Here is a 19,799-nt window from a genome sequence, read left to right as displayed (position 1 = left end):
GGCGCGCCGCGATCGGTTGGGCCGCGATCGGTCGGGCCGCGCCAGGCCGGGCCGCGTTGGACCGAATCACCACCGGCTCAGTCAGAGCAGGCCCGCGCTGCGGGCCCGCGCCACTGCCTGCGTCCGGCTGTCGGCGCTGAGCTTGACGTTCAGGTGGCGCAGATGCGTGCGCACGGTGCTCTCGGAAACGAAGAGCTGCCGCGCGATGGCGCTGTTGGAATGACCCTCGGCCAACAGGCGCAGCACGCGCAGCTCCTTGGGCGTGAGGCCTTCCGCGCACGGCGATTCGGCGGCCGGTGTGATCGGAGCGGCTGCGTAGGGACCGACCTGCGCCAGGTAGCGCTGCCACCACGCACGAGCGCCTTCTGACGCCAACCACGCATTGCCGGCCGCTGACGCGGCATGGCGCTGCAACAGGCCGGTCAGCGCCGCGCCCTCATCCACCAGCACGCGGCACAGACCTTCGGAGTGCGCCGTCCGCAACAGCGGCGCAAGCTGTGCCGCTGCCGCACCATCGTCCTGCATCCGCGACAGCGCCACCGCGCGAAACAACTGAAGCTTGTACGCGCGCCGCACGCGCCGCGCCGCCAACGCCTTTGCGATGTCCTGATCCAGTTCACGCAGCGCGGTGGCGGGATCGCCGTCATACGCCGCGCAACGCAAACGTCCCAGCCGCGGATACAACAGGTCGTTGGCCGGCAGCCGCAGCGCTTCCACGCGGCGCCACAGGTCGGCGTCATCGGCGCGCAGCAGTTCGTCGCGCGCGGCCTGCGGATGGCCCTGCATCAGCAGCACGCGCGCGCGCTCGACGCGGGCGCTGGCCGCGATGCGCGGCAAGCCGCGCTGGTGGCCCAGATACTCCAGTTCGCCCAGCAGGTAGAAGGTCTGTTCGGGATCGCCTTCATAGAACGCCACACGCGCCTGCATCAGATAGCCCAGGATCAGATGGTCCGGCAAGCCGACGTCGCGCCCCAGCGGCACATAGACCTGCAGCAGCCGCGCAGCCTGCGCGAGGTCGCCGGTCTCATACACCCACGCGGCATACAGCACGCCGGCCCAGGCGTTGCCGTTGGCCTGTCCGTAGGCGCCCTTGCGCGTGGCGCGCACCGCCATGCGAAAGCGCGCGCCCGCCTGGCGCATGCGCCCTTCCTGCAGGTCGATGATGCCCTCGACCGCTTCCGAGTACATCAGGTTGAAGGTGCTGGCGCTGCGGCTTTGCGCGCGCCGCGCGGTGTCCAGCAGCGCGCGCGCTTCGTGGTAGCGGCCCAGGACGGCGCTGACGTTGGCCATGGCGTTGGCCAGCGCGGTGTCGGTGAACGACAGGGCGTCGCCCAGCGAGGCGACGCTGGGCATCCCGGCGGCGTAGGCTTCTTCCTGGCGATCCATCATGGACAACAACAGCGGCTGCAACGCGCGCACGTGCGCCTGCACCGCGGGATCGGCGCTGCCGGCCAGCTTCAGGTCCGCCATCAAGGCGGACGCCTCGCCGGGACCGCGCGTGAAACAGGTGGCCCATATCTGCATGGCCTGCAGCAGCGGCCGCGTGGCAAGCACGGCGGCGGGCAGCTGGCCCAGCCAGCGCGACAAGAGGCGCATCCGGCCCTCGGCCAGCAGCGGCTCGGCGTGCGTCTGCAAGAGCGCCAGCGCGCGGCCGAAGTCGCCGCAGTCGATGGCGTGGTCGATGGCCGGCACGGGCCGGCCCTGCGCCTCATACCAGCGCGAGGCCGCAAGGTGCAGGTGCGCGATGTCGCCCGGCGCCTGCGCGCGTAGCTGCGACTGCAGGTAGCTGGCGAACAGGCTGTGATAGCGGTAATGACGTTCGTCGGTGGCGGTGCGCGTGAGCAGCACGTGGCCGTCTTCCAGCTGCTGCAGCAGGTCCGCGCAGTCCAGGTCGGGCACGAGGGCCTGGCACAGCGGCGCGCTGAGCTGCTTGAGGATGCTGGTGCGCAGCAGGAAGCGCCGCAGCGCGGGCGTCTGGCTGGCCAGCACGTCCTGCGCCAGATAGTCGGCCACGGACTGGTCGCTGCCGGAGAACCGTTCGATGAAGGCGGCGGCCGACGGCTGCCGCGCGAGCGAGGCGGACGCCAGGCACAGCGCGGCCGCCCAGCCCTCGGTCTTGCGATGCAGCAGCTCGACCTCGGCAGGCGTCAGCATGGGTTGGCGGCGCGCGAAGAACTGCGTGGCCTCGTCCACCGAAAAGCACAGTTGCGCGGCGTCGATTTCCAGCAGCTGATTGGCCGCGCGCAAGCGGCCCAGCGCCAGCCCGGGCGTGTGCCGCGAGCCGATCAACAGCCGGCCGTGCGCGGGCAGGTGTCCGATCAGGTCCTGCACCAGGTCCAGCACTGCGGGGGCGGTGATGGCTTCGAACTCGTCCAGCACCAGGGCGAACGGCGCCTCGTGCGAGGCCACGGCCTCGACCAGCGCCAGCGCCAGCGTGTCCTCCGAATCGTGGGGGGCGAACGCCGCGCTGGCGTCGCCAGACAGCGCACCCAGCGCCGCCATCAGGCAACGCAGAAAGCGCGAGAGGTCGTTGTCGGCGCGGTCCAGCGTCAGCCAGGCGGTGCGCATCGGCGCGCTTTGCAGACGCGCCTGGCATTGCGCCAGCAACGTGGTCTTGCCGTAGCCCGCGGGGCCGCGCGCCACCACCACCTTGGGTCCTTCCGGACGGCAGATCGACTCGCACAGCGCAAGCCGGGCGACGTGATCGCCATGCGCGGCCGGGGCATTGAGCTTGCCGCTGGCCAGCGCGTGTTCCATCGAGAACGAATGACGCATGGGCTGCCTGTTCGAGGACTGCGGTTTGCGGGGATCGTTGCGGGAAAACCCGCGATGCGCGCGAAAAATCGTCGCTTTGGACGACGGCGAAATCGCGTGCCTACGATACAAAAGGACGCTCCCCGGAGCAATACGCACACCGCCGCAAAGACGGCGTAAACCGATAACGGAGACAAGTCCATGGCAATCCCCAAACTGACGCTCGCGCTGGCGGGCGCGATCCTGGCCGCAAGCGGCGCGCACGCGCAGAACGCGGCGGCTCCCGTGAAGATAGGCATCATGGCCGACATGAGTTCGGCGTACTCGGACATCGGCGGCAAGGGGCTGGTCGAGGCCGCGCGCATGGCGGTGCAGGACTTTGGCGGCTCGGTGCTGGGTAAGCCGATCGAGCTGGTCTTCACGGATGGGCAGAACAAGGTGGATGTGGCCAGCGCCGCCGCGCGCCGGTGGTTCGACCAGGACGGGGTGGACATGATCACCGACCTGCCGACGTCCGCGCTGGCGCTGGCGATCAGCGAACTGGGCCGCGAGAAGAAACGCGTCGTCATGGTGACCAGCGCGTCCACGTCCGAACTGACGGGCAAGGCGTGTTCGCCCTACACGGTGCACTGGACCTACGACACCTACGCCCTGGCCAACGGCACCGGTGCGGCCGTCACGGAACAGGGCGGCAAGAACTGGTTCTTCATGACGGCGGACTATTCGTTCGGCTACGCGTTGCAGGGCGATGCGTCGGCGGTGATCGAACGCAACGGCGGCAAGGTGCTGGGCGCGGTGCGCTCGCCGCTGAACACGCCCGACTTCAGCTCGTACCTGCTGCAGGCGCAAAGCTCCAAGGCCGGCATCATCGGCCTGGCGCTGGGCGGCAACGACGTCATCAGCGCGATCAAGCAGGCCGCGGACTTCGGCATCGGCCGGCCGGGCAGCTCGCAGCGGCTGGTGGCGCTGCTGGCCTTCCTGTCCGACGTCAAATCCATCGGCCTGCCGCTGGGCCAGGGGCTGCTGCTGACCGAAGCCTTCTACTGGGATCAGAACGACGCCACGCGCGCATGGTCGCAGCGCTTTCAGGACAAGGTTGGCCGCAAGCCCACCATGACGCAGGCGGGCACGTATGGCGCCGTCACGCACTACCTGAACGCGGTCAAGGCGGCGGGCACCAAGGACGCCGACGCCGTCATGGCGAAGATGCGCGAGATGCCGATCAACGACTTCATGACGAAGGACGGCAAGCTGCGCGTGGACGGCCGCGTGGTGCGCGACATGTACCTGTTTGAAGTGAAGAAGCCGGCGGACTCCAAGAGCGAGTGGGACCTGTACAAGCAGGTTGCGGTGATTCCCGGCAACGTGGCGTTCCGTCCGCTGGACAAGGGCGGCTGCGCGCTCGCCAAGTCCGGAGGCGCGGAATGATCAGCTATCAGGTCACGGCGTTTGGCGAACCGCTGGCGCGCGCCGAACGCGCGACGCCCGCGCCGCAGGGCAGCGAGGTGCTGCTGCGCGTGCTGGCCGCGGGCGTCTGCCACACCGACATCCACACCTGGGAAGGCTCGTACGACCTGGGCGGCAGCAAGCGGCTGAGCATGCAGCAGCGCGGCGTGACGCTACCGCTGACGCTGGGGCACGAGACCGTGGGCGAAGTCGTTGCCACCGGGCCGGACGTGCCGGGGGACGTGCAGCCGGGGCAGCGTTACCTCGTCTATCCCTGGATCGGCTGCGGCGACTGCAAGGTGTGCCGACGCGGCCGCGAGAACCTGTGCGCGTCGCCGCGCTTTCTGGGCATCTTCCGCCCCGGCGGCTACAGCGATCACATCGTGGCCCCGCACGCGCGCTACCTGGTCGATATCGGCGAACTGCGGCCCGAACAGGCCGCGCCCTATGCGTGCTCGGGCCTGACCACGTACAGCGCCATCCGCAAGATTCCCGAGGACGTGCTGGCCGAGGAATCGGTGGTGGTGATCGGCGCGGGCGGGCTGGGCTTGATGAGCGTCACGCTGCTGCGCGCGATGGGATGCGGCAACGTCGTCGTGGTGGAGCCGGACGGCGCGCGCCGGGGCGCGTCGCTCGCGGCAGGCGCGCATGCGGTCATCGACCCTGGCGCAGCCGATGCCGCCGCGCAGGTTCGGCAGGCGGCGGGCGCGGTGTGGGCCGTGATCGACTGCGTGGGCGCGGCCAGCACCGTGCAACTGGGCCTGGACCTGCTGACCAAGGGCGGCCAGCTCATCCTGGTGGGCCTCTTTGGCGGCGAGCTGTCGCTGTCGCCCGCGCTGGTGCCCATGCGCGCCATCAGCATCGAGGGTTCGTACATCGGCAACCTGGACGAACTGCGCGCGTTGATGGCGCTGGTGCGCGAACGCAAACCCATTGCGATTCCCACCGCGTGCCGCTGCCTGGATAACGCGCAGTCCGCGCTGGCGGATCTGGCCGCGGGCCGCGTGGTGGGCCGGCTGCTGCTCACGCCCACCGACGGCACGGTTCCTGAAGCATCCCCGGTCACTCTTGAACAGGCAACACAACCATGAGCATCAATCTGGATTCCGATTACACGATGACGGTGAACGGCCGCGCGGAGACGTCGCCGCAGACCTTCGACGTACTCAACCCGGCCACCGAGGAGCGCATCGCGGCCGTGCCCGATGCGTCGCTAGACCAGTTGAACGCCGCCATCGCGGCGGCCCGCGCGGCGTTCGGCCCGTGGCGCGACCGCCCTATCGGCGAGCGCCAGGCGGCGCTGCGCAAGATGGCCGATGCACTTGAACAGCACGCCGACGGCTTCATGCGCCTATTGACACGCGAGCAAGGCAAGCCGCACGCGGACGCGCGCGCAGAAGTGGGCCGCTGCGTTGCCTGGCTGCGTGCCTTTGCCGCGCGCGATCTGCCGGTGGCGCATCACGACAGCGGCGCGGGCCATCGGTTCGAAACGCGTCGCGTGCCGATCGGCGTGGTCGCCGCCATTGCGCCGTGGAATTTTCCGATGACGCTGGCCATCTGGAAGATCGCGCCGGCGCTGCTGGCCGGCAACACGGTGGTGCTCAAGCCCTCGCCGTACACGCCGCTGACCTCATTGAAGATGGGCGAACTGTTTCGCGGCCTGCTGCCGCCCGGCGTGCTGAACGTGGTCAGCGGCGGCGACCGTCTTGGGCCGTGGCTGACCGAGCATCCCGGCATCGACAAGATCGCCTTCACCGGCTCGACCGTGACCGGCCGCCGCGTCATGCAAAGCGCATCAAGCCGGCTCAAGCGGGTGACGCTGGAGCTGGGCGGCAACGACGCGGCCATCGTGCTGCCCGATGTCGACGTCAAGGAAACGGCGGCCAAGCTGTTCTGGGGCGCGTTCCGCAATTCGTCGCAGTATTGCCTGGCGACCAAGCGGTTGTACGTGCACGAGTCCATCTATGACGCGTTTGCCGACGCGCTGGCGGGCGAGGCGCACAACGTCGTCGTGGGTGACGGTTCGCAGCCCGGCACCGGACTCGGCCCCATCCAGAACCGCGCGCAGTTCGAACGCGTGAAGGACCTGATCTCCGACGCGCACCGGACCGGCGTGCGCTTTCTGACGGGAGGCGAGGTGCCGGAGGGCAAGGGCTACTTCGTGCCGGTCACCATCCTGGACAATCCGCCCGACGATGCGCGCAGCGTGGTCGAAGAGGCCTTCGGGCCGGTGCTGCCGCTCTTGAAGTACCGCGATATCGATGAGGTGATCCGGCGGGCCAACGACACCGAGTACGGATTGGGCGGTTCGGTGTGGTCCAAGGATGTGGCCCTGGCGCAATCGATTGCGCGGCGGCTGGAGACCGGCACCGTGTGGATCAACCACATCCACGTCATGTCGCCCGACGTGCCCTTTGGCGGGCACAAGCAGTCGGGCGTGGGGGTGGAAAACGCGCTGGACGGACTGCTGGAATACACCAACACGCAGACGGTGTCGGTGCTGGTGTAGCGGCAAGGGCCGGCGTGGTGATACGCCGGCCCGATCCTCACGCCGCGTAGCGGCTGGCCTCGCCGTTGCGGTTGCTGGCGGGCCACAGGCGCAGGGCCAGGGCGGCGGCCGCGGCGCCGGCTGCGGTCAGCGTCACGCCGGTCCAGCCCCAGTGGGCCAGCGCCAGGCTGCCCAGTGCGCCGCCGGCGGCCATGCCGATGAAGACGCCCGTCATCAGGATGGCGTTCAGGCGGCTGCGGGCGGCCGGATCGATGCCGTAGACGATGCTTTGATGCGCGATCAGCGAGGTCTGGATGCCCAGGTCGAAGCCGACCGCGGCGCCGCCGATGAGCCACAGCGCGGCATGCGTGGGCAGGAAGGGCAGGAAGATCATCGCGGCAAACGACACCATCGTCAGGCCTGCGCCCAGGCTGGCGACCGCCAGCGGCCCCCGTGTATCGGCCACGCGGCCAGCCAGCGGCGCGGCCAGGGCGCCCGCGGCGCCGGCAAGACCGAACGCGCCGGCAGCGCCCGCGCCCAGGTGAAACGGCGCGTCGTGCAGCATCACTGCCAGCGTCGACCAGAAGGCGCTGAAGCCCAAGGACAGCAGACCCTGCGCGGTGGCGGCGCGGCGCAGACCGGGGTGCTGGCGCCACAGCGTCAGCAGCGAACCCAGCAACGCGCTGTAGGCCAGCCGCGTCGACGGCTCGAACCGCGGCAGGCCGCGCCACAGGGCCGCGCCCAGCGCCACGATGCTGACGGCGGCGGCCGCGAACATCATGCGCCAGCCGAACTGCTCGGCCACGAAGCCGCTGACCACCCGCGACAGCAGGATGCCCAGCAACAGGCCCGTCATGACGGTGCCGACGATCTTGCCGCGCTGGTCGGCCGGGGCCAGATGCGCGGCGGCCGGCACGATGTCCTGCGCCAGCGTGGCGGACAGGCCGATGGCGAAGCTGGCGGCCAGCAGCAGGCCGATCGTCGGCGACACGCCGGCCAGCAGCAGCGCCAGGCTCAGCACGGCGGCCTTGATCAGGATGATGCGCTTGCGGTCATAGCGGTCGCCCAGCGGCGCCAGCATCAGGATGCCGAAGGCGTAGCCCAGCTGCGTCAGCGTCGGAATCCAGCCCAGCGTTTCTGCGCTGGCGTGGATGTCCGCGCCCAGCACGCCAAGCATCGGCTGGCTGTAGTAAAGAGAGGCGACGCCCAGGCCGGCGCCCACGGCCAGCAGGAAGACCAGGCCGCGCGATAGGGAGGGGTGGGAAGTGGGGGATGACATGGTGGTGTCCGGTGGCTTTGGGTACGGGGCAGATTCTGGGCTTGCCGCCGGGGTTTTGGTAGCCGACCTTCGGGTACAGGCGTTATACGATAGGCGTATGACCGCCTCCGCCCTCCCCGCCGCAGCCGGCACCGACCGCATGCTGCTGATCGAAACCTTCGTGCGCATCGTCGAGGCCGGCAGCCTGTCCGCCGCCGCCGCCCAGATGGGCGGCACTCAGCCTACCGTCAGCCGCCGCCTGCAACTGCTGGAACGCACCATGGGCGTACGCCTGTTGAAGCGCTCCACCCACGCCATCCGCCTGACCGAAGACGGCCAGCGCTGCTACGAGCGCGGCAAGGAGCTGCTGGCCAGCTGGCAGTCCTTCGAGAGCGAGGTGCGCGGCGCGGACGATGACCCGGCGGGAATGCTGCGTGTGGTGGCGCCGCACGTGTTCGGCCAGGATCAGTTCATCGAGCCGCTGGCCAAGTACCTGAAGCGTTATCCGAACATGCGGGTGGAGTGGCTGCTGCATGACCGCATGCCGGACCTGATCGCCGAGAACGTGGATTGTGCGATCCGCGTCGGGGCGGTGACCGATCCGTCAGTGATTGCGGTGAAGCTGGGCGAGGTGCCGCGCATCGTCGTGGCGTCACCGGACCTGCTTGCGGGCGGGCCGGTTCCGCAGGATCCGTCGGATCTGGCGCGCCTGCCGTGGCTGGCGCTGCGCACCTTCTATCGCACCGAGGTGACCCTCACGCACTGCGGCAGCGGCGACAGACAGTCTTTCGACATTCAGCCGCGCCTGTCCACCGACGGCCTGCACGCGCTGCGCAACGCGGCCATCCAGGGGCTGGGCGTGGCGCTGGGATCGGCGTGGGCCATGCAACCCGATCTGGCCGCCGGCCGCCTGGTGCACCTGGCGCCGCAGTGGCGTGCGGACGCCCTGCCCGTCTTTCTGGTCTATGCGCCGTCGCGCTTTCAGCCGGCGCGCCTGCGGCGCTTCATCGAGATCATGCGCGAGCATCTGCCGATGGAGCTGGCGGGGGCCTGACTTTGCGTGGCGCCGGCCCCCGCGTCGTCGATCAGGGCGTGATGACGATGGCGCCAGTGACCGCGCGGCTTTCAGCGGCGCGATGCGCGTCCTGGATCTGCGCCAGGGGATAGCGCGCCCCGATGGCTGCGCGGACCGCGCCACTTTGCATGGCGTCGAAGACGTCCGCCGCATTGGCGCGGAACGTCTGCGTGTCCGCGTTGTGCGGAAACACGGACGGACGCGTCAGGAACAGGCACCCCTTCTTGTTCAGCAGTTCCGGATCGATGGCCGGGGCAGGGCCGGACGCCGCGCCGAACAGCACCACCATGCCGAATGGCGCGGCGCAGTCCAGCGATCCCATGAACGTGTGCCGGGCCACGGAGTCGTAGACGACGCGCGCCTTTTTTCCGCCCGTGGCCGCGATCACCTGCTGGACCCAGTCTTCCTGCGTGTAGTCGATGGCCACATCGCAACCGGCCGCCCGCGCGGCCTCGCACTTCGCGGGCGAGCCCGCCGTGCCGATGACCCTGGCGCCCAGCGCATGCGCCCATCCGCTCAGAATCTGTCCGACCCCGCCCGCGGCCGCGTGCACCAGCACAATGTCGCCGGGTTGGACCGCATAGGTTTTCTTGACCAGGTATTGCGCCGTCATGGCCTTGAAGAACACGGCGGCGGCGACTTCGTCGGAGATAGCCGCCGGGATCTTCACCAGTTTGGCGGCCGGCACGTTGCGCCGGTCGGCGTAGGCGCCCACGCCGGCGTTCATGTAGACGACATGGTCGCCCACGCGCAGGTCCGTCACGCCTGCGCCCACCGCCTCGATCACGCCGGCTGCTTCATGCCCCAGGCCTGTCGGCGTGGGCAGCGGATACTTGCCCGCGCGCTGATAGATGTCGATGTAGTTGAACCCGATGGCCGTCTGGCGCAGCTGCGCTTCGTCCGGCCCCGGGGGCGGCAGGTCGGCGTCGACAAGCCGCATGACTTCCGGGCCGCCGAACTCGGTCAATTGGATGGAACGTGACTGCGTCATGCGTTGTCTCCTTTGCGTTATGGGTAAAGCACCATCTGCCCTCATTCCTTCACGGATTCATACACCAGCGTCGCCAGCGTCAGGTCTTCCAGCGCGCTGCCCACCGCCTTGAACACCGTGATCTCCTGATCGTTGCGCCGTCCGGGGGCCTCGCCTTTGGCGAGCTGGTGCAGGTTGCCTTTGATGCCATCGCGCGTCAGCACGTTGGCGTCGAATGCCGACAGCAGGTCGCCGGACTTGGTCGGCGCCTCGTCGGTATCGACATAGACGGTGGTGCCGTCAAAGCACGCGGGATCGGTCTCGCGCATTTCCGGCTTGAAGCTGCCGATCAGGTCCAGATGCGTGCCGGGACGCAGCCACGTGCCGTGGATGAGCGGTTCGGTGGATAGCGTGGCGCAGCTGACGATGTCGGCCTGCCCGGCGGCTGCCTGCAGGTCAGTGACCGCCTGCGCATCGAAGCCCTGCTCGCGCAGGCCGGCCGCCAGCGTCTCGGCGCCGGCTGGCCGAACGTTCCATACCAGCACGCGCTGGATCGGGCGCACCGTGCGCATGGCCTGCGCCACCAGCCCGGCGATGCGGCCGGATCCCACGATCAGCAGCGTGCGGGCATCGGCGCGCGCCAGGTAGTCCGCGCCCAGCGCCGCCGCGCCCGCGGTACGGTATACGGTGACGATATCGCCGTCGACCTGCGCAACCGGCACGCCCGTGGTGGCGCTGTACAGGTTGTACGTGGCGTGCAGGCCCGGCAGGCCCTGATGCGTGTTCTCGGGAAAGATGTTGATGATCTTCACGCCAAAATACCCGCGGTCGCTCCACGCCGGCATGATCAGCGACGTGCCGTGCGCGTTGCCGGACTGGATGGCGTGCACGTGGCGGGCGGGCACCGTGGCGTCTTCGCGGAAGGCGTCCCGCAGGGCGGGAATGACGGTGTCGAAGGACAGGGCGTTGCGGGTCTGTTCGGTGTCGATTAAGCGCATCGGATCGTTGCCTGCGTGGTCGGTCAATCAAGGGGCCTCGGGCAGTCTAGCAGCGTGCAGGGCGCGGCCGCCAAAAGAAAATTGCCCGCGATGACGCGGGCAATGGGTCGCTTACCGCAGGCGAACGGCGTCAATCCACTTCGGGCCGGGGCAGCGGATCGCCCGCGCCGGTGCGCTCGACGATGAGCTTGTAGTGATGCGGGCTGCGATGCTTGGCGAAGTTGAACACGTGGTCGCGGAAGGTCTGGCCCATCCCCAGATCGATGCGCGCGGTGATGACTTCGTCTTCCTCGCCGCTGGCGCGGGCCACGATCTCGCCGGACGGCGCGACGATCATCGAGCTGCCGATCATGTGATGGCCGTCCTCGTGCCCGCACTTGGCGGCCGCGCCGATCCACACCGCGTTCTGGTAAGCGCTGGCCTGCAGCACGATCTCGTGCGTGGTGGTGCGCAGGTGCGCGGGCTCGTTCCAATGGATGTTCAGCGACGGCGTGTTGTAGCCCAGCACGATCAGCTCAGCGCTTTGCAGCGACATGACGCGGTAGGTCTCGGGCCAGCGGCGGTCATTGCACAGGCACATGCCGATCTTGACGTCGTTGGTCTCCCACACGCCAAAGCCCAGGTCGCCGACTTCGAAGAACTTCTTTTCCAGATGCTGGAAGGGGGCGTCGACCTTGTGGTCCGAGTGGCCCGGCAGGTGGATCTTGCGGTACTTGCCGATGATCTTGGCGCTGCGGTCCACCAGGATGGCCGTGTTGAACTGGCGGCCTTCCGGCGTCAGTTCGGCATAGCCCAGGTAAAAGCCGATGCCCAGCTCGCGCGCCGTGTCGAACAGCGGCTGCACGTCGGCGTTCGGCATGGTCTTTTCGAAATAGCGCTCCACCGCTTCGGCGTCGTCCATCCAGTAGCGCGGGAAGAACGTCGTCAGCGCCAGTTCGGGAAACACGACGAACTCGGCCTGGCGGGCGGCGGCTTCGCGCATCATCTCGACAAGGCGGCGCACGACCACCGCGCGGGTGTCGGCCAGATTGACGGCGCCCATCTGGGCGACGGCCAGGCCCATTTTGCGGGACGGGGAAGAGGGGGTCACGGAGATCTCCAGAATCTTGCGAAGGGGCCGCCACGCGGGGGCGCGTTCAAGGCCGAAGGCGCAAGCATGCCCGCGCTCGGGCGGATCGGAAACTGCGGTCTGGCCGCCTGGCGCCGCGTTGCATTGGCCCCGTCCCGGCATGCAACCCACTGATCTGAATGGAAAAACCCGAGAAAGCGCGCCATCGCATCCGGCCCTGTGCATAACGCGGGATCATGGGCGTCGCGCAAAGTTTTATATCGGGTTTCCCCGTAGATCCGGTGATTCAGAGGCACTTTGGCGCGGACTGCCCACCGGCTTTCCTAGCAACGTGCCTATTTCCGAAAGCCACAATTAGCGGGTCAGGAGGGGCGAATTTGCCGTTTAGGCTGCTAAAAGTTCGGTTACATTGCCTTACGCGCAGAATTGCATGCCACGCGCCGCCCATGTGCACCGGTCCCCCATGTCACGTTCCAGAATTGCGGCTTTCGTGTTGTTGTTGTCGGCGCTTGGATTCCTCGCGGGGGTGCTGGCTGGACGCCAGATCGAACTGAACCAGGCCGACGACAAACTAGCCGGGCATAACGCCCGGCTGCTTGCGCACGCGCTGCGGGTGGCGCAGGAAAGCCATCGCCTGATGGCTGCGGCCACGCAGGGCGGCCCGCTGTGTTCCGAAGCCGATGTGGCGACCCTGCGCGTGCTGCTCTTCAATTCCACCTATATCCGCGACATCGGCCGCACGCTGGGCGGCATGCTGCGCTGTTCCGCGGCGTGGGGCAAGCTGCCCGATCCGCTGACCCTGCCGCCGCCGGCCTTCACGTTGGCCAGCGGGCTGCAGCTCTGGGTGGGCGCCGCCAATATCGTCGACCGCCGCATCATCGGCGACATGGCGGCAATGCGCGACATCATCGTGTTCACCGCGCCGGGCGCGTTCGACGGCTTTCCGGAACCGGGTTCCGGCATCGACGCCAAGATCGTGACGCGTGACGGCGACCATGTGTACCGGCGCTTTGGCCGCGCGCACGACCTGGACATGCCGCGCGAGAACGTGGACGACCAGGGTTTCGCGCCTGAACGGCGCGCCTCGCTGTGCGCGCCGGACGGCGGTCCCGACATCTGCGTCGTGTCGCGGTTGCGGTCCGACGCCTGGTTCCAGCTTCCGGCGATGGTGCTGTCCGTGGTCGGCGCCCTGGCCCTTGCCTTCCTGGCGGGTCTTTGCGTCATGTGGCGCATGCACGCGGGCAGCGCCAAGAGCGAGCTGCGCAAGGCCATCCTGGGCGGCGACATCCAGGTCCACTACCAGCCGCTGCGCCAGCTTGCGTCCCGGCAACTGGCGGGTTTCGAGGCGCTGGCACGGTGGCGCGCCCGTGGCCGCGATGTGTCGCCCCTGCTGTTCGTGCCGCTGGCCGAAGCCATGGGGCTGGGCCGCGCGCTGTCCCGGCTGGTGACGTCGCAGGCGCTGCGCGACCTGCACAAGCGCCTGCGCGACGACCCCGCGCTGTACGTCAGCATCAACGTGTCGGCGGCGGACCTGAAAGACGCGGGCTACCGGAATTTCCTGTTGGACGCCGTCAGCGAGCGCGGTCTGAAGCCCGGCAACGTGGCGCTGGAGATCACCGAAGGCACGCCGCTGTCCGACGGCCACGTGCTGGCGATGGTCAAGGCCTTGCGCGGCAAGGGCTTCAAGGTGTTCATCGACGATTTCGGCACGGGGCATTCCAACCTGAACTATCTGGCTGAAATGCAGGCCGACGCCATCAAGCTGGACCGCAGCTTTACCAGCGCCATCGGCGCCGAGGACGCGGGCACCCTGATCGTCGACCACGTCATCGCAATATCCCGGGAGCTGGGCATCAGCCTCATCATCGAGGGCATTGAAACCGAGGCGCAGGCCAGCTATCTGCTCGCCCGCCAGCCGGCTGCAGTGGGCCAGGGCTGGCTGTTCGGCCGTCCGGTTCCGCTTGCCGACATCGTGGCCGATTGACCGATGGCCGGCTGGTTGTCGAATGTCCATTTTATTTTTGGCACAACCGACATAATGCAGCGCCGTCGCGCAAACTACGCGGCCCGCATTATCTACACCCCGGCAAAACAATATGCGCCGCTTTTACAGATAGAATGCGGGCGGTATTTAACGGGTTAATTTGCTGCATCTGCCATGGGACATAACCAGACGCTCGTCGACAACCTGCTGCGCATCCTTCCGTATGTCCAGAACGAAGAAACCGATGCGATGGCGATGGGCATGGGCATGGCGGAAATCCGCGACCGGCTGGCCGCGCTGCAGAACCCGGTGCCCGGCGACAAGCAGATCCGCCGCACGCTGCTCAAGCTGGACAGCGTCGGCAGCGTGGGCGCCACCCGCGGCAAGCTCTGGTATCGCACCATCCAGCGCGCTGATTTCCATATCCAGAACATGAACGCGAACATGGCAATGGCGATGTGCGCGCTCAAGCAGGTGGCCGACCGCCACCTGCCGGCCGTCGTGCTGGACGATCTGGAAACCACCTTCGACAGCGCGTGGCGCTACCTGGAAACGCACCGCTCCCAGCCCGGGATCGGGCCGGCACATGACTGGGCGCGCAAGATCCTGCGCATCGACGGCACCCATCCCACCGTGTTGCCCACGGTGTCTGCCGAGGTCTACCGCCAGGTCAGCGGCGCGCTGTACTTCAACCGCAAGCTGTCGTTCCGCAACACGCCCTTCGGCGAGAAGAAGCCCGCCGACCGCCTGTACGTCATGACGCCGCTGGCGATGGTCGACCGCGCGGGCGTGCTGTACATGGTGGCGTGGGGGGCGCGCCAGCCGGGCAGGCGGTTCCTGTTCCGGATGGACAGGTTGTCCGAGGTCCGCCTGCTGGACGAGGCGGCGGACGTGGATCCCACGTTCGACCTGCAGGACTTCGTGCGCCGCGAGGAAGCGCTGAACTTCGATCCGGGCGAGGAAACCCGCATCCGTCTGCACGCCGCCGAACCGGTGCTGGACGATGGCCGGCGCCAGCGTCATCCGCTGCGCGAATTCTGGTTGTCGGCGGACCAGATGATCGACGAGGACGAGCGCGGCTTCACGCTGACAGCCACCGTGCGCCCGTCCGTCATGCTGTGGCAACTGCTGCACGGGCACGCGTCCTCGATCGAGGTGCTGGAACCCGAAGACATCCGCGACCGCTTTGCTCAAGAGGCCCGCGAACTGGCGCGCCGCTACCTCTAGTCCGCCGCCCGCGGCGTCAATCGGCGGGCCAGGCGCGGGCCAGCAACAGCGGCAGCACTTTCTCTGCCGCGCCCCGGATGCTGTGCGTCGCCACGCGATCCAGCGTTGTCGGATTGGGATTGATCTGCACCAACTGCGCGCCGCATCCGACCGCCTCGTAGCAGAGCTCGGCCGCCGCGGATGTCTGGCACGACGTGCCCGCTGTCAAGATCAGATCGGCGTTGGCCACCAGCCCCTTGGCCACCCGCCAGACGGCGGGCGCGGGCGCCTCGCCGTGCCACAACCGCCCCGGGCGCACCAGTTCGCCGCAGATACGGCAGGCGGGCGGCGCGGGGTACGGGCCGTGCCGCGCGGACTTGTCCGGCGGGGCGGTCAGCGTGTGGGGCATGCCACAGCCCGAGCAGCGCGGCTGGTCGAACCGGCCCTGCAGATGCAGGATGCGCGGGCTGCCCGCCTGCTCATGCAGCGTGTCGCCGTTCTGCGTCACCACGAACGTGCCCGGCACGCGACCGGCCAGCGCCGCAATGGCGCGGTGCGCCGCGTTGGGCGTGGCCAGCAGCGCGCGGCGCCGCCGTTCCTCGTGCCAGGCCCACACCAGCGACGGATCGTTGCGGTAGCCGGCATCGGTCGCCAGGGCCGCGGCATCGTAGCGCGCCCACAGGCCGCGCATGCCATCGCGGGTTTGTGGCAGGCGGCTGGCGGGGTTCAGGCCCGATCCCGTCACGACGACGATCAGACGCGCCGCGCGCAGCGTTTTCACCAGGGGATCAGGAATATCGAGGGAGCGAAGTTTCATGCGAACCGCCCGCCGTTTGAATGGGCCGCTGCGCGGCCAAGGCTGCAGTTAAACGTATCGAACAAACCAGGCATGTCGCTTCCATTTACTGAAACAGCCTGGAGTATGAAACTGCATTCGGACAATTCAGGGTTGAATTAATCGGAACGGATTTCAAGGGATTACTCAGGTATTGGCCGGATAATGTCCAAATTCCTGTTTTGCTATTCTTGGCCTCCGCAAATTGCGCCCGGCCTATTTACGCACCATGCAAAAAACCGGCGACCGCCTGTTGTTTTCCGCCTCCGACCTGGTCGGTTTCCTGGAATGCGAGCACCTCACCACGCTGGATCTGCTCAACCTCGAATCGCCGTTGCCGGCCGCGCCAGAGGACGAGCAGCTCGAACTGATCCAGCAGAAGGGGCTGGACCACGAGCGCGCGTATCTTGAACGGCTGCGCGCAAGCGGCCGGCACATCGTCGACGTCAGCGATGCGGGCGACGGGCTGACCACGCGCCTGGCCCGGACGCGCGAGGCCATGGCCGACGGCGCGGATGTCATCTACCAGGCGGCGTTTCGGCATGGCCAATACATCGGCCATGCCGATTTCCTGCTTAAGACCGAACGCCCTTCACGCCTGGGCGATTACAGCTACGAGGCCAGCGACACCAAGCTGGCGCGGTCGGCGCGCGCCAAGTTCGCGATCCAGCTCTCGTTCTATTCATGGCTGCTGGGCCTGGAACAGGGCGCGGCGCCGCTGCACATGCACGTGGTGCTGGGCAGCGGCCGCGAGGTGTCCCTGCGCGTGGCCGACTATGCCCATTACTTCCGCCAGGTCATGCGCCGCTTCGAGGCGCACGTCGATCAGCGGGACGCTGCGTCCTCGTATCCCGACCCCTGTGAGAAATGCGCCCAGTGCCGCTGGGATCCGCTGTGCAAGGCACGCCGCGCGGAAGACGATCACCTGTCGCTGGTCGCCAACATCACGCGGCAGCAGATCCGCAAGCTGAACGCGCAGGGCATCCGCACGCTGGAACAACTGGGCACGCTGGCGCCCGATGCGGCCGTGGCGCGCCTGGAGCCCGCCATCCTCTCCAAGCTGCGATCGCAGGCGGCGCTGCAGCTGCGCGCCCGGACCGACGGCGGCCGCCATTGGGACCGCATCGGCAAAGACCCGGACGACACCGCGCTGCGCGGCTTTGAACGCATGCCGCAGCCGGATGCGGGCGACATGTTCTTCGACATGGAAGGCGATCCGCTGGAGGAAGGCGGGCTGGAGTACCTGTTCGGACTGTACGTCATCGACGATGGCCAGGAACGCTTCGTGCCGTTCTGGGCGCATAACCGCGGCGAAGAGAAGCTGGCCTTCGAGGCCTTCATCGATTACGTCGTGGCGCGGCTGCACCGCCATCCCGATGCGCACATCTATCACTACGCGCCCTACGAGGCGACGGCGATCAAGAAGCTGATGTCCGTGCACGCCACGCGCGAGGCAGAGGTCGACAACCTGCTGCGCATGAACAAGCTGGTGGATCTGTACCAGGTCGTGCGCGAAGGCGTGCGCGTGTCCGAGCCGGGGTACTCCATCAAGAACATCGAACATTTCTACCTGCCGCAGCGCGAGGGCGGCGTGACCAACGCCGGCGCCAGCATCGTCTACTACGAGCGCTGGAAGCGCACCGGCGAGGCGCAATTGCTGCAGGACATCGCCGACTACAACCGCGACGACGTGCTGTCCACGTACAAGCTGCGCGAATGGCTGTGCGCGCTGCGTCCTGACGGCATGCCGTGGGCGAACCGCCGCGACTCGCAGCAGCAGATCGACGCCGCCCGGTTCCAGGTCGGCGAAAAGACCGCGGCCGAACTGCGCCTGGAGCCGTACCGCGCCGCGCTGCTGGGCTCCCTGCCCGCCGACGAGCTGGACTGGTCAGCGCGCGACCGCTATCGCGCGCTGGTCTACCAGTTGCTGGATTTTCATCGCCGCGAACAGAAGCCGGAATGGTGGGCCATGTTCGCCCGCATGGAGGCGACCGATGCCGAACTGATGGAAGACAACGAATGCCTGGCCGGACTGGTGCGCGATGACACTGTGGCGCCCGAACCGGTGGCGCAGTCGCTGCGCTACACCTACCGGTTTCCCGCGCAGCAGACCAAGCTGCGCACCGGGTCGGCCTGTACGGACGTGCGCGGCGGGCCGGCGATCAGCCGGCTGACGGTGGATCCTGCGGCCGGCGTCGCCACCTTCACCCTGTCGCGCAAGGCGACGCCGCCGCAGCGCCTGTCGCTCGGGCCGGGCAGGCCGGTCAGCATCGACGAACTGGCCAACGCCATGTTCCGCTACGGCGACGCGCTGCTCGCCTCGGACGATGGCGCCAGCACGCCGTTCCGCGCGGTGGATGCGCTGCTCAAGCACGAGCCGCCGCGCATTGACGGCGTACCGCCCGGCACCCCGCTGGCCGACCCGGGCGCGACGCTGCTGGATCAGGTGGTGGACATCGTCGGCCGCATGGACCAGACCACCCTCTTCCTGCAAGGCCCACCCGGCGCGGGCAAGACCTACACCGGCTCGCGCGTGCTGGTGAGCCTGCTGCGCCAGGGCAAGCGCATCGCGGTCACGTCCAACAGCCATCACGCCATCAACAACCTGCTGGCCGGCCTGGAGAACGCGGCGCGCGAGGCGGGCCTGACGTTCACCGGCGCCAAGAAGTCGGGCAAGGAGGGCGACGACTCCTGTTTCAACGGCGACTTCATCGAAGACGTCTTTGCCAACGACAAGATCGACCTGGCGCGCCATCAACTGGTGGCGGGCACGGCGTGGCTGTTCAGCCGCGCCGACTTCCAGCAGCAGTTCGATTACCTGTTCGTGGACGAGGCCGGGCAGGTCAGCCTGGCGAATCTGGTCGCGTTGGGCCAATGCGCGCGCAACATCGTGCTGCTGGGCGACCAGATGCAGCTTGGCCAGCCGACCAAGGGCACGCACCCTGGCCGCTCGGGCGAATCCACGCTGGAATACCTCTTGAACGGCCACGCCACCATCGCGGCCGATCGCGGCATCTTCCTGGACACGTCCTATCGCATGCACCCGGCGATCTGCGGCTTCATTTCCGACGCCATCTACGACGGCCGGCTGCGCGCCGCGGAATCGGCCGCGGGTCAGGGCCTGGTGCTGGGCGCGGACGCTGCGGACGCGCTGGCCGCCAGCGGCATCCGGTACGTGCCGGTCGTGCACGAGGGCAACGCGCAGTCCAGCGACGAGGAAGCGCGCGAAGTCGCCGCGCTGTACGCCAGCCTGATGCGGCAGCGCTATCTGGACAAGCACGGGCGCGCGGTGCCGATGACGCCCGACGACGTGCTGGTGGTGGCGCCCTACAACGTGCAGGTCAACACGCTGCGGCAGGCGCTGCCCGACGGTGCGCGAGTAGGCACCGTCGACAAGTTCCAGGGCCAGGAAGCGCAGGTGGTGATCATTTCCATGGCCACCTCCAGCGGCGAGACCATGCCGCGCGACATGGAGTTTCTGTTCAGCAGGAACCGCCTGAACGTGGCGGTGTCGCGGGCCAAGGCGTTGGCGATCCTGGTCGCCAGCCCCGCCCTGTTGTCGGTGCGCTGCCAGACGCCGGAACAGATGGCGCTGGTCAACACGCTGTGCTGGGTGGCCGAGGCGGGTCAGAACGAGTAGCGCGGTCGGCGTAACGCCGTCGCAATACGGGCAAGGAAGGCGGGCGCGCCGTGCCTGACAGAAATTGCCGGCCCGG

General features: G+C 68.2%; 13 protein-coding genes. 7 read left to right on the top strand and 6 right to left on the bottom strand.

The annotated features are described in order from the left end of the window. Positions 1-81 precede the first annotated feature (81 nt). A complete protein-coding gene (locus B2W22_RS28120; RefSeq protein ID WP_286940446.1) occupies positions 82-2,775 on the bottom strand; it encodes a LuxR C-terminal-related transcriptional regulator in 2,694 nt (897 codons plus the stop codon). Between the two features lie 180 nt (positions 2,776-2,955). Here B2W22_RS28120 and B2W22_RS28115 point away from each other — a divergent pair, with 180 nt between their 5' ends. From B2W22_RS28115 to B2W22_RS28105, 3 genes are read left to right on the top strand one after another with little or no spacing between them, the layout of a single operon-like run. Beyond that, entirely contained in the window at positions 2,956-4,182 is a 1,227-nt protein-coding gene (locus B2W22_RS28115; RefSeq protein ID WP_175185624.1) for an ABC transporter substrate-binding protein, read from the top strand. After that, entirely contained in the window at positions 4,179-5,291 is a 1,113-nt protein-coding gene (locus B2W22_RS28110; RefSeq protein WP_286940444.1) for an alcohol dehydrogenase, read from the top strand. The genes B2W22_RS28115 and B2W22_RS28110 overlap by 4 nt, the downstream gene beginning before the upstream one ends. Next, positions 5,288-6,709 (top strand): aldehyde dehydrogenase family protein, encoded by a 1,422-nt coding sequence (locus B2W22_RS28105; RefSeq protein WP_286940443.1) that lies wholly within the window; start codon positions 5,288-5,290, stop codon positions 6,707-6,709. The genes B2W22_RS28110 and B2W22_RS28105 overlap by 4 nt, the downstream gene beginning before the upstream one ends. 37 nt (positions 6,710-6,746) lie before the next feature. On the opposite strand, the gene B2W22_RS28100 is transcribed toward B2W22_RS28105, so the two are convergent. Then, positions 6,747-7,967: an MFS transporter gene (locus B2W22_RS28100; protein ID WP_286940442.1), complete on the bottom strand. Its 1,221-nt coding sequence runs from the start codon at positions 7,965-7,967 to the stop codon at positions 6,747-6,749. Positions 7,968-8,064: 97 nt separating this feature from the next. Here B2W22_RS28100 and B2W22_RS28095 point away from each other — a divergent pair, with 97 nt between their 5' ends. Further along, entirely contained in the window at positions 8,065-9,000 is a 936-nt protein-coding gene (locus B2W22_RS28095) for a LysR family transcriptional regulator (protein WP_175123784.1), read from the top strand. Positions 9,001-9,031: 31 nt separating this feature from the next. On the opposite strand, the gene B2W22_RS28090 is transcribed toward B2W22_RS28095, so the two are convergent. From B2W22_RS28090 to B2W22_RS28080, 3 genes are all read right to left on the bottom strand, one after another. After that, positions 9,032-10,012, bottom strand: coding sequence for a quinone oxidoreductase family protein (locus B2W22_RS28090; RefSeq protein ID WP_286940440.1), 981 nt, complete (start codon positions 10,010-10,012; stop codon positions 9,032-9,034). Positions 10,013-10,053: 41 nt separating this feature from the next. Beyond that, positions 10,054-10,989 (bottom strand): ornithine cyclodeaminase family protein, encoded by a 936-nt coding sequence (locus B2W22_RS28085; protein ID WP_286940470.1) that lies wholly within the window; start codon positions 10,987-10,989, stop codon positions 10,054-10,056. Between the two features lie 130 nt (positions 10,990-11,119). Next, the gene (locus B2W22_RS28080; protein ID WP_286940468.1) at positions 11,120-12,052 is read right to left on the bottom strand and encodes an N-carbamoyl-D-amino-acid hydrolase; all 933 of its coding nucleotides are present in this window, start codon (positions 12,050-12,052) and stop codon (positions 11,120-11,122) included. Positions 12,053-12,521: 469 nt separating this feature from the next. On the opposite strand from B2W22_RS28080, the gene B2W22_RS28075 reads away from it, so the two are divergent. Both B2W22_RS28075 and B2W22_RS28070 read left to right on the top strand, forming a co-directional pair. Next, positions 12,522-14,042 (top strand): EAL domain-containing protein, encoded by a 1,521-nt coding sequence (locus tag B2W22_RS28075; protein WP_286940439.1) that lies wholly within the window; start codon positions 12,522-12,524, stop codon positions 14,040-14,042. Positions 14,043-14,216: 174 nt separating this feature from the next. Continuing rightward, the gene (locus tag B2W22_RS28070) at positions 14,217-15,269 is read left to right on the top strand and encodes a helix-turn-helix transcriptional regulator (protein WP_175185629.1); all 1,053 of its coding nucleotides are present in this window, start codon (positions 14,217-14,219) and stop codon (positions 15,267-15,269) included. 16 nt (positions 15,270-15,285) lie between these two features. Here B2W22_RS28070 and B2W22_RS28065 read toward each other — a convergent pair whose 3' ends face one another. After that, positions 15,286-16,065 (bottom strand): Sir2 family NAD-dependent protein deacetylase, encoded by a 780-nt coding sequence (locus tag B2W22_RS28065; protein ID WP_286940437.1) that lies wholly within the window; start codon positions 16,063-16,065, stop codon positions 15,286-15,288. A 247-nt stretch (positions 16,066-16,312) separates the two neighbouring features. On the opposite strand from B2W22_RS28065, the gene B2W22_RS28060 reads away from it, so the two are divergent. After that, a complete protein-coding gene (locus B2W22_RS28060) occupies positions 16,313-19,723 on the top strand; it encodes a TM0106 family RecB-like putative nuclease (RefSeq protein ID WP_286940436.1) in 3,411 nt (1,136 codons plus the stop codon). The last annotated feature ends 76 nt before the right edge of the window (positions 19,724-19,799 follow it).

Source organism: Achromobacter sp. UBA4530 (genome assembly GCF_002388205.1).
Taxonomy (GTDB): Bacteria; Pseudomonadota; Gammaproteobacteria; order Burkholderiales; family Burkholderiaceae_B; genus Achromobacter; species Achromobacter animicus.
This window is presented reverse-complemented; position numbering and strand designations above follow the sequence as displayed.